This window comes from Rhizobium sp. BK399, assembly GCF_014194695.1.
Classification (GTDB): domain Bacteria; phylum Pseudomonadota; class Alphaproteobacteria; order Rhizobiales; family Rhizobiaceae; genus Rhizobium.
Map to the genome: position 1 here is coordinate 93304 of NZ_JACIAH010000014.1, position 13382 is coordinate 106685.

General features: G+C 61.1%; 14 protein-coding genes. 10 read left to right on the forward strand and 4 right to left on the reverse strand.

What is annotated here, in order from left to right; translation table 11 throughout:
* Positions 1-200: 200 nt before the first annotated feature.
* The 7 genes from FHT97_RS23780 to FHT97_RS23810 all read left to right on the forward strand — a co-directional run bounded on the left by FHT97_RS23780 (position 201) and on the right by FHT97_RS23810 (position 5603).
* Positions 201-1031, forward strand: coding sequence for a transporter substrate-binding domain-containing protein (locus tag FHT97_RS23780; RefSeq protein WP_183864458.1), 831 nt, complete (start codon positions 201-203; stop codon positions 1029-1031).
* Between the two features lie 99 nt (positions 1032-1130).
* Positions 1131-1574 (forward strand): type II 3-dehydroquinate dehydratase, encoded by a 444-nt coding sequence (aroQ, locus tag FHT97_RS23785; RefSeq protein WP_183864459.1) that lies wholly within the window; start codon positions 1131-1133, stop codon positions 1572-1574.
* Positions 1575-1581: 7 nt separating this feature from the next.
* On the forward strand, positions 1582-2250 hold the full coding sequence (locus FHT97_RS23790; protein ID WP_183864460.1) for an amino acid ABC transporter permease: 669 nt from the start codon (positions 1582-1584) through the stop codon (positions 2248-2250).
* Between the two features lie 10 nt (positions 2251-2260).
* The gene (locus FHT97_RS23795) at positions 2261-2905 is read left to right on the forward strand and encodes an amino acid ABC transporter permease (protein ID WP_183757363.1); all 645 of its coding nucleotides are present in this window, start codon (positions 2261-2263) and stop codon (positions 2903-2905) included.
* Between the two features lie 56 nt (positions 2906-2961).
* A complete protein-coding gene (locus FHT97_RS23800) occupies positions 2962-3690 on the forward strand; it encodes an amino acid ABC transporter ATP-binding protein (RefSeq protein WP_183757404.1) in 729 nt (242 codons plus the stop codon).
* Positions 3691-3705: 15 nt separating this feature from the next.
* Complete coding sequence (locus FHT97_RS23805; protein ID WP_183757364.1) at positions 3706-4779, forward strand: Gfo/Idh/MocA family oxidoreductase; 1074 nt, start codon at positions 3706-3708, stop codon at positions 4777-4779.
* Positions 4776-5603 (forward strand): ThiF family adenylyltransferase, encoded by an 828-nt coding sequence (locus tag FHT97_RS23810; RefSeq protein WP_183757365.1) that lies wholly within the window; start codon positions 4776-4778, stop codon positions 5601-5603. Before FHT97_RS23805 ends, FHT97_RS23810 begins: the two co-directional genes overlap by 4 nt.
* Positions 5604-5733: 130 nt before the next feature.
* On the opposite strand, the gene FHT97_RS23815 is transcribed toward FHT97_RS23810, so the two are convergent.
* On the reverse strand, positions 5734-7767 hold the full coding sequence (locus FHT97_RS23815) for a BTAD domain-containing putative transcriptional regulator (protein ID WP_183864461.1): 2034 nt from the start codon (positions 7765-7767) through the stop codon (positions 5734-5736).
* A gap of 111 nt (positions 7768-7878) precedes the next feature.
* Here FHT97_RS23815 and FHT97_RS23820 point away from each other — a divergent pair, with 111 nt between their 5' ends.
* The 3 genes from FHT97_RS23820 to FHT97_RS23830 all read left to right on the forward strand — a co-directional run bounded on the left by FHT97_RS23820 (position 7879) and on the right by FHT97_RS23830 (position 10518).
* Complete coding sequence (locus FHT97_RS23820) at positions 7879-8721, forward strand: class I SAM-dependent methyltransferase (protein ID WP_183864462.1); 843 nt, start codon at positions 7879-7881, stop codon at positions 8719-8721.
* Between the two features lie 199 nt (positions 8722-8920).
* A complete protein-coding gene (locus FHT97_RS23825; protein ID WP_183757368.1) occupies positions 8921-9148 on the forward strand; it encodes a hypothetical protein in 228 nt (75 codons plus the stop codon).
* Between the two features lie 338 nt (positions 9149-9486).
* On the forward strand, positions 9487-10518 hold the full coding sequence (locus FHT97_RS23830) for an aldo/keto reductase (RefSeq protein ID WP_183864463.1): 1032 nt from the start codon (positions 9487-9489) through the stop codon (positions 10516-10518).
* A 41-nt stretch (positions 10519-10559) separates the two neighbouring features.
* Here the strand turns inward: FHT97_RS23830 and FHT97_RS23835 are convergent, their stop codons facing one another.
* From FHT97_RS23835 to FHT97_RS23845, 3 genes are read right to left on the reverse strand one after another with little or no spacing between them, the layout of a single operon-like run.
* Positions 10560-11630, reverse strand: coding sequence for an ABC transporter ATP-binding protein (locus FHT97_RS23835; protein WP_183757370.1), 1071 nt, complete (start codon positions 11628-11630; stop codon positions 10560-10562).
* Complete coding sequence (locus FHT97_RS23840; protein ID WP_183864464.1) at positions 11627-12454, reverse strand: carbohydrate ABC transporter permease; 828 nt, start codon at positions 12452-12454, stop codon at positions 11627-11629. The genes FHT97_RS23835 and FHT97_RS23840 overlap by 4 nt, the downstream gene beginning before the upstream one ends.
* Positions 12451-13353 carry a sugar ABC transporter permease gene (locus tag FHT97_RS23845; RefSeq protein ID WP_183757372.1) on the reverse strand — a complete coding sequence of 301 codons (903 nt, stop codon included), beginning with the start codon at positions 13351-13353 and terminating at the stop codon, positions 12451-12453. The genes FHT97_RS23840 and FHT97_RS23845 overlap by 4 nt, the downstream gene beginning before the upstream one ends.
* Positions 13354-13382: the final 29 nt, after the last annotated feature.

A 13382-nucleotide genomic window follows, 5' to 3' on the forward strand; every position in this document is an offset into this window, starting at 1 on the left:
CCGCCATCCTCCCAAATTGACCGCAAGGCATTATGCCGAATGTCGTGACGATTTCAATTCAAGTGGCAAAAAACGAATCATCATAGATTTTCAGAAAAATATGTTGATTTAGGACAAGCTGTCTGACAAGGATTAGGACATACGGTCAGGGAGAGTGGACTGTCGCGGTCGCAAATGGCCGCCCAACGGAGGAGGAATCCATGCTGAAATCAATGCTAACGCGGCGAAACGCGATGCTTTGCGCTGCCGCTCTGATAGCCGCAGCCGGGCTGGCAAGGCCGGCCGCCGCCATTACCCCGGACGAAATCAAGGCCCGAGGAAAAATCATCGTCGGCATCCAGGGCGACAACCCGCCGTGGGGCTTCGTCACGAGCGGCGGCAAGCAGGATGGCCTCGACGCGGATATCGCAACTCTTTATGCCAAGGAGCTCGGCGTCGAGGTCGAGTTCGTGCCGCTGGAGGTCAATAACCGCATACCGGCGCTGACGACGGGTCGCGTCGACGTGCTGTTTGCAACCATGGCGATGCTGCCGGACCGCGCCAAGGCCGTTCAGTTCTCCAAGCCGTACGTCGCCAATGCGATCGTGCTGATTGCTCCGAAATCCATGCCGATCAAGACCAATAACGACATGGCGAACCTGACGATCGGCGTCGCGAAAGGTGCGGCACAGGATACCCAGGTGACCAAGAATGCGCCGCAAACGGCAACAATCCGCCGCTTCGATGGCGACGCTCCGAGCGTCCAGGCTCTTGTCTCCGGCCAGGTCCAGGCTCTCGGCGGCAACATCTTCTACATGGACCGCGTCGAGAAGGCCCGCCCGGGCGAATTCGAAAACAAGCTCGAATTCCAGAAGCTCTACAATGGTGCCTGCACGCGGCTGGGGGAAAAGGAAATCAACGCTTCGATCAACGCCTTCATCGACAAGATCAAGGCCAACGGCGAACTGAAGACCATCTACGACAAGTGGATGAAAGTTCCCGTACCGGAATTTCCGGAGAAGCTCGAGGGCATCCCCTTCGCCGCCAACTGACCGGCCGACCTGTTCCAGCGGGTAGGAGCGACGGGCATCACGATGCCCGTCGACGTTGCCGCTATACCTGAGAAGCCGTGCGTTTCGAGGAGCGCGACCATGACCAAGACCATCTTTGTGCTCAACGGGCCGAACCTTAATCTCCTTGGCCAGCGCGAGCCGACCATTTACGGCACCACGACGCTCGCCGACATCAAGGAAAGATGCATTGTCCGGGCACGGGGCCTAGGCTTTATGGTCGACTTCCGGCAGACCAATTTCGAGGGGGAACTGGTCGAAAGCGTGCATCAGGCGCGGAACGAGGCGTGCGGCATCATCATCAATCCGGCTGCCTATACCTTCACATCGATCGCCCTGCTTGACGCGCTGAAGACCTTCGATGCGCCGAAGATCGAACTGCATATATCGAATGTGCATGCCCGCGAGAGCATCTACCACAATTCACTGATCTCGCGCGTCGCGACCGCAATCATGATTGGTTTCGGCGCCCGTGGTTACGAACTGGCGATCGAGGCGATGGCCGAAATGGCAGGGCGGAGCTGAGCGCGGCATGAACTACCAACTTGATTTCACGCCAGTCATCGATGGGCTTGCGAGCCTGCTACTTGGCTGTCTCGGCACCTTCCTGCTGGCGATCTGCGGCATGCTGCTTGCGATCATCATCGGCGTTGGCGGCGTAGCCCTGCGCGACTCGCCTCTGAAGCCCGTCCGCTGGCTGGTGATCGGTTTCGTCGAACTGATCCGCAATACGCCGTTCCTGGTGCAGATTTTCTTTCTCTATTTCGCCCTGCCGCTTGCCGGCATCCGGCTCGACCCGACGCCGACGGCGATCATCGCCCTCGGCATCAACGGGGGCGCTTATGCGATCGAAATCATCCGTGGCGGCGTCCAATCCATCCCCAAGGGCCAGATGGAAGCCGGGTTGGCGCTTGGCCTGCATAAGCTGCAGGTGTTTCGGCTGGTCATCCTGAAGCCTGCGTTGCGGGCGGTCTACCCGTCGTTGACCAGCCAGTTTGTGCTGCTGACGCTGTCTACCAGCATTGCTTCGGCAATTTCTGCTTACGAGTTGACCTCGGTGTCCCAGCGCATCGAATCCGAAAGTTTCCGGAGCTTCGAAGTCTATTTCACCGTGACGATCTTCTACCTCGTCATTTCCTGGCTGATGATGCGTTTGTTCTCGCTCCTGTCGGCCCGCTACTTCAGCTATCCGGTCAAATAGGAGACGAACGATGGGCACGGACGAATTCGTCTTTCTCCTGATCGGCCTCAAGTGGACCGTTCTTCTGTCAGCAGTGGGCTTCGTGTGCGGCGGCATTGCAGGGCTTGGCGTAGCATTGGCGCGCACCTCGCAATGGCCGCTGTTGGAGCGCGTGACGGCGGGCTATATTGGCATTTTTCAGGGCACGCCGCTGCTCATGCAGCTCTTCGTCGTCTATTACGGGCTTGCCCTGATCGGCCTGAAGCTCGACGCCTGGCTCGCGGTCGCGATCGGTTTGACGCTGCATGCCAGCGCCTATCTTGGCGAGATCTGGCGTGGCTCGATCGATGCCGTGCCTCGCGGCCAGACGGAGGCGGCAAAAGCGCTCAGCCTCAAATACATCTCGCGCATGAAGGATGTGATCCTGCCGCAGGCAATCCGCATCTCCCTGCCCGCGACGGTTGGCTTCCTCGTGCAGTTGATCAAGGGAACGTCATTGGCTTCCATTGTCGGCTTCACCGAACTGACCCGGGCCGGCAACATCATCTCCAACCAGATCTTCCAGCCGCTGACGGTCTTTGGGATCGTTGGTGCGCTCTACTTCCTGATGTGCTGCCCGCTGACGATCCTCGGCGCACGGCTCGAACGCCGCTTCGCCGCCTCTGGTGCCCGCTGAACGCCGTTGATGAGAACGAGACCATGAGCAACATGTCGACATCTGCCGCCGAGACCATGATCACCATGACCCACGTGGAGAAATGGTATGGCGCGTTTCAAGCGCTGCACGACATCAACATGTCCGTGCAAAAAGGCGAGAAGATCGTTCTCTGCGGACCTTCCGGCAGCGGTAAGTCGACGCTCATCCGCTGCATCAATCACCTGGAGAGCTACGAGAAGGGCGAGATCCGCGTCGGCGGCATCCTGATGGGAAACCAGGCCAAGGCGATCGACGCCATCCGCCGTGAAGTCGGCATGGTTTTCCAGCAGTTCAATCTCTTTCCGCACCTGACGGTCCTCGAGAACTGCATGCTGGCGCCGATGCGGTCACTCGGGCTGCGAAAGCCGGAGGCCGAAGAGCGTGCCCGCGCACTTCTGAACAGGGTCAAGATTCTGGAACAGGCCAGCAAATACCCCATCCAGCTTTCCGGTGGCCAGCAGCAGCGCGTGGCCATCGCTCGAGCGCTATGCATGCGACCGAAGGTGATGCTCTTCGACGAGCCGACGTCGGCTCTCGATCCCGAGATGGTCAAGGAGGTCCTCGACACCATGATCAGCCTCGCCGACGAAGGCATGACGATGATCTGCGTGACGCACGAGATGGGCTTTGCCCGCCAAGTCGCCGACCGGGTGATCTTCATGGCGAGCGGCGCGATCGTTGAGGAAGCCCAACCCGCGGACTTCTTCACCAATCCGCGCCACGACCGCACGCGCAAGTTCCTCGGCGAAATCCTTCGAAACTGAATCTGGGGACGTTGAATGACTAGCCAAACTACCCCGTTGAAGATCGCGGTCATGGGCGCGGGCCTGATAGGCAAGCGCCATATCGAAAGGATATCGGCTGAGCCGCGGGCGATGCTTGGCGCGATCATTGATCCGTCCACCTCGGCAAGAGATTTCGCTTCTCGCAAGGGCGCTACCTGGTTTTCGACCCTCGCGGAAGCCAAAGCGAATGTGCCACTTGACGGCATCATCATTGCAACGCCCAACGAGCTCCATACAGAGAATGCGCTTGAAGCCATTCACGCGGGGCTGCCGACGCTCGTCGAAAAGCCGATCGCGCACGATGCCGCTGCGGCGGAGACCATCGCGGCAGCGGCCGAAGCTGCAGGTGTACCAATCCTGATCGGTCATCACCGTCGGCACAATCCGATGATCAAGGCGGTCAAACAGATCCTTGACAGCGGCCGGTTGGGGACGGTCCTGACGGCACACGGGAGCTTCTGGGTTGCCAAGCCGGACGACTATTTTGATGTAGATTGGCGGCGCGAGGCGGGCGGCGGTCCAATCCTCATCAACCTGGTCCACGATGTTGACCTCTTCCGTTACTTCTTTGGGGGGGTCGACAGCGTCCATGCGATGCAGTCGAATTCCACGAGACAACTGGCTGTCGAGGATACCGCTGTCATCCTGGTCCGGTTCGAGAGCGGTGTTCTTGCGACGTTTAATGCGTCCGATGCCATCGCCTCGCCATGGAGTTGGGAACTGACAGCCGGCGAAAACCCCGCCTATCCCCGGCAGGATCAGTCCTGCTACCAGATTGGTGGCACCACCGGGTCGCTTTCCATCCCCCAGCTCACGCTTTGGACGAGTGTCGGAGCGCCGAACTGGCTGGAACAGCTGGTCCAGGAGCACGTCGCATTTGATGCCGCCGATCCGCTCGCCGTCCAGCTCAACCATTTCTGCGATGTCATATCAGGCAAGCAAAGCCCGCTTGTCAGTGCGCGGGAGGGGCTTGCGACCCTTCGGGTAATTGAGGCTATCAAATCGTCTGCGCGTTCGGGTCAGACTGTCCTGCTCAACAACGCCGTGACCAAGGGGACGCTATCATGATCAGCGGCACCACACGGCTCATCGCACATCTCGGCTACCCGACGGAGTCCTTTAAGGCGCCGCTGATCTACAATCCCTACTTTGAAACCAGTGGGATCGATGCCATCGTTGTCCCAATGGGCTGCAAACCCGAGGACTACCCGTCCTTCCTCAAGGTCCTGTTCCGGCTCTCCAACATCCACGGGGCGCTCGTGACCATGCCGCACAAGGTCACGACGATGAGCCTCCTCGACACAATATCCACGAACGCCAAGGTAGCGGGCTCATGCAATGCGATCCGCCTCGGCTCTAGTGGCGAACTGATCGGCGACATGTTTGACGGCGACGGCTTTGTCCGGGGGCTGCTGCGCAAGGGGCGAAAAGTAGCAGGAACCGATGTGCTGATCGCCGGGGCTGGCGGCGTTGGTTCTGCGATCGCCGCTTCGCTGGCTGCGGCGGGTGTTCGACGCATCGCTCTTCATGACGGTAACATGATCGCTCTGAGCGGGCTGCATGAACGACTGAACACCTATTATCCGGACACCCAGGTCACGGCCGGCTCTGCGGACCCAAGCGGTTTTGACATCGTCGTCAACGCAACGCCGCTCGGCATGCGCCAGGATGATCCGCTGCCCGTCGACGTATCACGTCTCTCCCCTGACACCTTCGTCGGCGAAGTTGTCATGAAAACGGAGATCACCCCGTTTCTCGCCGCAGCTCGCGCCAGGGGATGCGCCTTTCAGGTCGGCACCGATATGCTCTTCGAACAGATCCCGGCGTATCTCGAATTCTTCGGCTTCCCGACAACGACAGCCGAGGAACTGCGAAAGATCGCAAGCCTCTGACGCGGCGCGCTCGCCAACCGCAGCTTCACCCTTTCTTGAGTGCTGAACAGGGCGCTTCGCTACGGTCCCGGCGCCTTTGGCCCCACAGGGGATCGCCCAGGCGGTCGATGCATTCGCGCGCCCCGGCCTTTCAATCCAGGCCGACCCGCTTTGCACCCTGCCGAAACAAGACCTGGTCGTCGCGAGGAAAATGGAAGGCCGACATGAAGTCACCAAGGCGGTAGGCCGGATATCGATCGTGAAGCATTGCCAGATACGCTTTTGCTTCAACCAGGCGTCCGGCAATGGAAAGGCAAAGCGTCGCGATCGCCAGAATATGGGCATGGGCGTTCGGACGGGCTGCGGCCTTGACACCCCAATCTGCGGCGTCCTCGATGTTGCCGAGACGCACGAGGGCCAGGGCTCGGCTCGCGAGCATTCCGAAAAGCAGCGGGTCGAAAGGACTGAGCGCGCGGGAGTGATCGGCTGCAACAACCGCTGCACGCGGATCACCGGACTGGGATTGAACGAAGGCGAGAGAGTAGTGGGCGATGGCGAAGCTTGGGCTCAGTTCGACTGCCTGTTGCAGCTCACCGACCGACTGATCGTGCAGCGCCCGTAACCACAGCGCTCGACCCATGGCAAGGTGGGCCGTCGGGTCCCGCTCGTCTGCCATCATGCTCTGGCTCGCCGCCCGATAGGCAAGCTCGGCCTCGGCGTCGCGATCTGCCCAATGCTGAAAGGCACTCTGGAAATGGGTAAAGGACAGCCCGGCATGGGCGCGGGCAAATGTCGGGTCCAGTCCTATTGCTCTTTCGAAAAAAAGCTGCGCTTGCTCGTTGTCGCTTTTGGTGAAGCGATACATGTGCCAGAGCCCCAGGTGGTGAGCCTCCCACGCATCAAGAGAGTTCGGCGCCTTCAGGAGGGCACGATTGCTCTCGATCGCCTCGACTTCGCGCTCGATCGAGACGACGATTCTGCTGCCGATTTCGTCAAGGAGGAGGAAGGTATCGGCAACCCGGCGCTCGAAGACATCAGTCCAGGCGATGCGAGACGACCTTGCTTCGGTCAACTCGACGCGAACGATGATACGGTCAGCGATGCGCTGGAACGATCCGTCGACGACATAGTCGACGCCCAGCAGCTGCGCCGTCTCGCCGACTGTGTGGTGGCGCTCCCTCAGTGCGAACATCGTGCCTTGGGCGATGACGTGAAAGGAGCGAAGCTTCGCAAGCCGGGTGATGATGTCGTATGCCAAAGCATCGCAAGGACCGCCAGGGGCGGCCACGGCCGAGATCTCATTGAACGGCATGATCGCAATCGACGGCCGCCGCGGCTCTTTGGGCAAGGTTTCTGTGTCGCGGGGAGACGATGAGGGCACGGCATTAGCACTGGCCTGTCGCGGCCGGAAGCTGTCGTCGGTCTGTGTTCTCACCGTCAGCCAGGCGTCATGCAGGGGTCGCTCGTTGATACCTTCGGCACGAAAAAGTTTCGTGGTCGCGTCAAGATGCTCCTCGCCCTCTCGAAAACGGCCCGCCCTGGCGAGGGACATCAAGAGCAGTTCGTGCGGGCGAATATCGAAGGGCGAAAGCTGGATCCAGCGATCGAGGTAGGCCTGGGCCTCCTCCGACGGCAAACGCTGCACCATATGCTCAAGAAGGGCGGCATGAATGTCGCGCAGTCGACGGCGCTGCGACACCAGCCATGTTTCGAACGCCGGGCTCCGTTCGAGGCTCGACCCATCGTGAAAGTCGCCGGCAAACAGCGCCGCCAGGGATCGCAACTGGTCTTCAGAATGCGTCTTGAAGCCGTGCTGATAGGCCGTTTCCACCTCGATAGCATCGACAGAGCAGTCCGACAGGTCCAGGCCAACAGCGCCGCCGTCGGTGATAACGCGTTGTTCCCCGATGAGCGACCGGATCTTGCTCAGGCACCATCGCAACTCGCCACGCGGATCGTCAGGAATGTCCCACAGCAGATCGCAAAGCTGTGACCTGCCGCGGGGTCGGGGCGAGAGCGCAAGATAGGCAAGAAGCGATCGCACCTTGCGGGATCCGGGGAGTTTCAGGTCGACGCCGTCGCGCCGGATCGCCATCGGACCAAGCAGTCGGATCTCAAGCGAGCGCCCGTGCTGTTTGGCCTCTGCGCCACCCGATTCCACGCTCGTTCCCACGCCAGCTGCCACGCCGACCCCCACTATCCCCGTCTAAACCAGAGACTGCGGCACGACACGTGCCCAACCACGGTTGCTATAGACGCACCATGAGGCCGACCAATCTGACCGAAGGAGAAAACAATGTCCACATCTGCGGCCGTCGCGCGTGATACTCAGCCAGCCGTTGATTTCGGCGCGCTCAAAGCCCGGCAGCAAAGCGCCTGGTCTTCGGGCGACTACGCAATCGTTGGGACAACCTTGCAAATCGTCGGCGAAAGCCTCTGTGAAGCGCTCGATCTGCGCGCGGGTGCAACGGTGCTCGATGTTGCGGCCGGAAACGGCAACGGCGCGCTTGCCGCCGCCCGACGCTGGTGCGAGGTCACCGCGACCGATTACGTTCCAGCTCTGCTCGAACGCGGCCAGGAGCGCGCCAAGGCCGACCGGCTGCCGATCGCCTTCCAGGTGGCGGATGCGGAACATCTGCCGTTTGCCGACCAGTCTTTCGACAACGTGCTTTCGATTTTCGGCGTGATGTTCACGCCCGACCAGGAGCGCGCCGCGTCCGAGCTTCTTCGGGTCTGCAAGCGCGGTGGTTCGGTCGGTCTTGCGAACTGGACCCCTGACGGTTTCATCGGGCAGATGTTCAAGACGATCGGTAAGCATGTGCCGCCTCCGGCAGGTTCCCGCTCACCGGCGCTTTGGGGTTCACGGGCGCGGCTTGAGGAACTGTTCCCGGGTGCGGTCGCGTCTATCGCGGCGACGCCGCGGCAGTTCGTGTTCCGCTACAAGTCACCGGACCACTGGCTTGAGGTCTTCCGGACCTATTATGGTCCCGTGCTGAAAACATTCGCCGCCCTTGATCCGGTTGCGCGGGATATGCTGACCAACGACCTGCTGGCGCTCATGGAGCGGTTCAATCGCGCCGATGACGGCACCGTGGTCGTGCCAAGCGATTATCTGGAGGTCATCGTCACGAGGCTCTGAACACAGGCTTCCGACACCGGCCGAGCATGGGCTTCTAGCCCCGATGTTCGGCCGTCAGGTCGAGCGGATGTTCTTGAGCCAGGCGCTGCCGCCCGCTTGGAATTGGAACAATGCTCCGATCTTGGAAGCGGATGCCCGATAAAGGCTTGCCCCTGATTGGAGGAGACTTATACGCGAGAAAATCGCGCCAGGGGGTAACATGACACCGTCTGAATTTAGAGCGGCCGTGGAGGTCGCAAGACTGTCGGCAAGCGACATTCACGAACTGCTCGGGGTCGACGAACAAACCCGCCGGCGGTTGGCCGCCGGCGAGCAACCCGTGCCACGTTGCGTCGCCTTGTGCCTGTGGCTGATGGCAGCCTATGGCGTTTCGATCCTCGAGGCGCGCGTTCTTGCGGACGATCCGAGTGTCGCGACGCCGGCTTAGTCGAATCATCCCACCGCTCATGACGATCGCAGCACCCCGTCCGAGGTCGACGCACGAGGCCACCGGACGGGGCAGCGCTGCGACATGTCCCCTGTTTCCCAGACACCTATCAATGAGCCCGCGACAGATCCGCCCATCATTGCTCATGAGCGGTCTATTCCCATTGCAACCTGCGGCCGGCCTTCGATGTCACGAAGTTGTCGCTTGTATCGTCTCGGTTGACGTGAGACGTCGTAGACACACTTTCTCCGGCAAGGCCGACGTCAAACCCGATGGCGTCGTACGGATGATTTCAGCCGCTCAGGCAAAACGTTCCATTTGAAGAAGAGGAGATCTCCATGGACTATCGCAGGCTTGGCAACAGCGGTGCGGTCGTGACCGCCTATTGCCTCGGCACCATGACGTTCGGTGCGGAGGCGGACGAAGCGGCATCGCACAGGCTGCTCGACGATTACTTCGCCTGGGGCGGTAACTTCGTCGACACGGCCGACGTCTACAGCGCCGGCGCGTCGGAGGAAATCATCGGCCGCTGGCTGAAGCAGCGACCGACGGAAGCCAGGCAGGCTGTCATCGCTACAAAGGGTCGGTTTCCGATGGGACCGGGCCCGAATGACATCGGGCTGTCTCGCCGCCACCTCAACCAGGCTCTCGATGCCTCGCTCGCGCGCCTTGGCCTTGAGCATATCGACCTCTACCAGATGCATGCATGGGATGCGCTGACGCCGATCGAGGAGACATTGCGCTTCCTCGACGATGCCGTTTCAGCAGGCAAGATCGGCTATTACGGATTTTCCAATTATGTCGGCTGGCAGATCGCCAAGGCGGCGGAGATTGCCAAGGCGCGCAGCTACAGCCTGCCGGTGACGCTGCAACCCCAGTACAATCTGCTGGTGCGCGACATCGAGCTCGAGATCGTCGCGGCCTGCCAGGACGCAGGCATGGGCCTGTTGCCCTGGTCACCGCTTGGGGGCGGCTGGCTGACGGGCAAGTATCGCCGCGACGAGACGCCGACCGGCGCCACCCGCCTTGGCGAAAACCCCGCAAGGGGGATGGAATCCTACACGAAGCGGAATGCGCAGGAGCGGACCTGGGCCATCATCGATACCGTAGCTGACATTGCAAAGACCCGTGGCGTCAGCATGGCGCAGGTCGCATTGTCCTGGACGGCTGCGCGACCCGCGGTGACCTCGGTCATTCTGGGAGCGCGAACAAACGAACAGCTCGCGGACAACCTTGCCGCGGCAAAGCTCGTCCTGTCGGAGGGCGAGATGGCAAGGCTGAACGAAATCAGCCAGCCTCTGGTCGCCGATTACCCGTACGGAGCCGGCGGCACGAACCAACGGCATCGCAAGATCGAAGGCGGCCGCTAGGATTGATGAGCGGCCGGATCATCGTCCGGCCGCTTGACAAATCAGAGGCGTGCCCCGCTCGTCTCGTCGAAGAGATGCAGGTTCGCGGGATCGACGGTCGCGCCGATCGCCTCTCCCGCCCGGGCGGTGCCACGTCCCGTCTCCACGATCGTCAGTTCAGGGGTCGTCGATGCCGTGATAAAGGTGGAAGAACCTGTCGACTCGACCACCGCCACCGGGACGTCAAAGGTCCCCTGCCCTGGGGCGGTAACGCCGATATGCTCAGGGCGGATGCCGGCCGTGACCTTGCGCCCAGGCTGCACCTGGTGATCGATCGCGATCCGGTGCTTGACGTTGCCGAGATCGATCGTCAGGCTGTTGCCATCGTCGCTGGCCACGGCCGGAATGAAGTTCATGGCGGGCGATCCGATGAAGCCTGCGACGAACTTGTTGGCGGGCTTGTCGTAGAGATCGAGTGGCTTGCCCTGCTGCTCGATCACGCCTTCGCGCATCACGACGACGTGGTCGGCCATGGTCATGGCTTCGATCTGGTCATGGGTCACGTAGACCGAGGTCGCGTGCAGCCGGTCATGCAGCGCGCGGATTTCCTTGCGCATGTGGACGCGAAGGGCGGCATCGAGGTTTGACAGCGGCTCGTCGAACAGGAAGGCCTTCGGGTGGCGGATGATCGCGCGGCTCATCGCGACACGCTGGCGCTGGCCGCCTGACAATTCGCGCGGATAGCGCTTCAGGAGATGCGACAGGCCGGTGGTCGCAGCAACCTCGGCTGCCGCCTTCCTGGCTTCAGCCTTGGCGACGCCGCGGATGCGCAGGCTGTAGGTGAGGTTCTCTTCCACGGTCATGTGCGGGTAGAGCGCGTAGGACTGGAACACCATGGCGACGTCACGCTTGCGTGGCGGCACGTTGTTCATGCGTTCGCCGGCGATTTTGAGCTCGCCTTCCGAGATGCTTTCCAGTCCTGCGAGAGACCGCAGAAGTGTTGACTTTCCACAGCCCGACGGACCGACAAGCGCGACGAAGGTGCCCTTGGCAATCGACAGGTTGATGTTCTTCAGGGCATGGAATGCGCCATAATGCTTGTTGACGCCGCTGAGCTCGATCTGATTGGTCATTTGAGGGCTCCAGAGGTGAGGCCGGATACGATGCGGCGCTGCAAGAGGACGAAAATGGCGAGGATCGGTGTCACATACATCGTGGCGTAGGCCATGATGTTGTTCCACTCGTTGGTGTTCGGTCCCATGAAGGAGTTGAGGCCAACGCTTGCCGGCTGAAGCTCGGCTGCCTGGATCATCGACTTCGAATAGACGAACTCGCCGAAGGCCTGCATGAAGATCAGGATGGCGCTGACCAGGATGCCATTGCGGGCGAGCGGCAGCACGATGCTGAAGAAAGCGCCGATGCGGCTGTTTCCATCGACAAGGGCGGCCTCCTCGAGCTCCATCGGCACGGCCATGAACGTGGCCCTGACCAGGACGACGAAGAAGGGCATGCTCTTTGCGGCAATCGCGATGATAACGGCAAGGCGTGGATAATTCAGCATGCCGAGCTGCGAGAAGCCGACGAAGATCGGCGTTACCATCAGCGACGCGGGCAGAACCTGCAGCATCAGGATCAGGAAGAGCCCGATGTCGACCCAGACATTGCGGTAGCGTGCCAGCACGTAGGCGCAGCCGACGCCGAGCACGGTGATCAGCGTGACAGCGCCGACGGCGATGACCAGCGAGTTCCAGAGGTAGCGGCCCATGCCCCGGCTTTCCCAGACATAGCCGAAGGTGCCCCATTGCGGATCGCCTGGCCAGAAGCTCGGCGGCGTGGCGAACATCTCGGACCCGCCCTTGAGTGCGGTGATGTACATCCAGTAGAGCGGGAACAGATAGATCGCGGCCATGACGATGGCGATCACGAGCATCAGGCGGTTGCGTGTCGTCTCGCTCATCCGCGCACCTCATGACGTGTCGAGCGGACGTAGACGACCGAAGCGAACATGACGAAGACAATCATGATGACGGAAATGGTCGCACCCTTGGCGAAATCATACTGGCGGAAGGACAAATCCCAGGCCCAGTACTGCGTGACGTTGGAGGAGTTGTTCGGGCCACCCGAGGTAATCGCGGCAAAGAGGTCGAACTGCTGCAATGTGAAGATCAGGCCAAGCGCGATGATGGCGCCGATCGTCGAGCGCATCATCGGCAGCGTGATCGTCCAGAAGCGCTGCCAGGCATTGGCGCCATCGAGCTCGGCTGCCTCGTAGAGATCGCCGGGAATACCCGAAAGGCCGACCGACAGCAGGATCATGTTGAAGGCAGTTCCGAGCCAGACATTGGCGATGATGACGGCATAGAGCGAGAAGTGCGGATCGGAGCGCCAGAAGATGTTGCTGCCGATGATGCCGCTCTCCTTCAGGATGAAGTTGAGGACACCGAAGTCGCCCGAGAGGATCCAGTTCCAGATCGCGCCGACAACGAGGCCAGGCATGACCCAGGAGACAAGAAACAGGCCTCTGAGCCAGGAGGCGCCGGGGAACCTGACCCAGAAGAACAGGGCAAGGCCAAAGCCGATGAGGAACTGCCCGGCGATCGAGCCGACCACGAATATCACCGTGTTGCCGAGGATCGGCCAGGTTTCCGGCTGGGCAAAGAGGTCCGTGTAGTTCTTGAAGCCGACGAATGGGCGCGAGAAGGTTCCGAGGCTGAACATGTCGACCTCCTGGAAGCTCATCACCACGTTGTAGATGAGTGGCAGTCCCGCCATCAGGAACAGGAACGCCAGCGGAAAGGCGACGAGCATGATGTCGAAGCCACGGCCGTCCCTGACGCTTGAAAGAATCCGTTTCATCGATCCTCCAATACTCCGAACGGGGCTGC

Excerpts from the sequence above, each read along its gene's own strand:
- FHT97_RS23820 (WP_183864462.1), top strand. The coding sequence starts at position 7,879 with ATGTCCACATCTGCGGCCGTCGCGCGTGATACTCAGCCAGCCGTTGAT.
- FHT97_RS23810 (WP_183757365.1), top strand. The coding sequence starts at position 4,776 with ATGATCAGCGGCACCACACGGCTCATCGCACATCTCGGCTACCCGACG.
- FHT97_RS23840 (WP_183864464.1), bottom strand. The coding sequence starts at position 12,454 with ATGAGCGAGACGACACGCAACCGCCTGATGCTCGTGATCGCCATCGTC.
- FHT97_RS23800 (WP_183757404.1), top strand. The coding sequence starts at position 2,962 with ATGATCACCATGACCCACGTGGAGAAATGGTATGGCGCGTTTCAAGCG.
- FHT97_RS23805 (WP_183757364.1), top strand. The coding sequence starts at position 3,706 with ATGACTAGCCAAACTACCCCGTTGAAGATCGCGGTCATGGGCGCGGGC.
- FHT97_RS23780 (WP_183864458.1), top strand. The coding sequence starts at position 201 with ATGCTGAAATCAATGCTAACGCGGCGAAACGCGATGCTTTGCGCTGCC.
- FHT97_RS23835 (WP_183757370.1), bottom strand. The coding sequence starts at position 11,630 with ATGACCAATCAGATCGAGCTCAGCGGCGTCAACAAGCATTATGGCGCA.
- FHT97_RS23790 (WP_183864460.1), top strand. The coding sequence starts at position 1,582 with ATGAACTACCAACTTGATTTCACGCCAGTCATCGATGGGCTTGCGAGC.
- FHT97_RS23830 (WP_183864463.1), top strand. The coding sequence starts at position 9,487 with ATGGACTATCGCAGGCTTGGCAACAGCGGTGCGGTCGTGACCGCCTAT.
- FHT97_RS23795 (WP_183757363.1), top strand. The coding sequence starts at position 2,261 with ATGGGCACGGACGAATTCGTCTTTCTCCTGATCGGCCTCAAGTGGACC.
- aroQ (WP_183864459.1), top strand. The coding sequence starts at position 1,131 with ATGACCAAGACCATCTTTGTGCTCAACGGGCCGAACCTTAATCTCCTT.
- FHT97_RS23845 (WP_183757372.1), bottom strand. The coding sequence starts at position 13,353 with ATGAAACGGATTCTTTCAAGCGTCAGGGACGGCCGTGGCTTCGACATC.
- FHT97_RS23825 (WP_183757368.1), top strand. The coding sequence starts at position 8,921 with ATGACACCGTCTGAATTTAGAGCGGCCGTGGAGGTCGCAAGACTGTCG.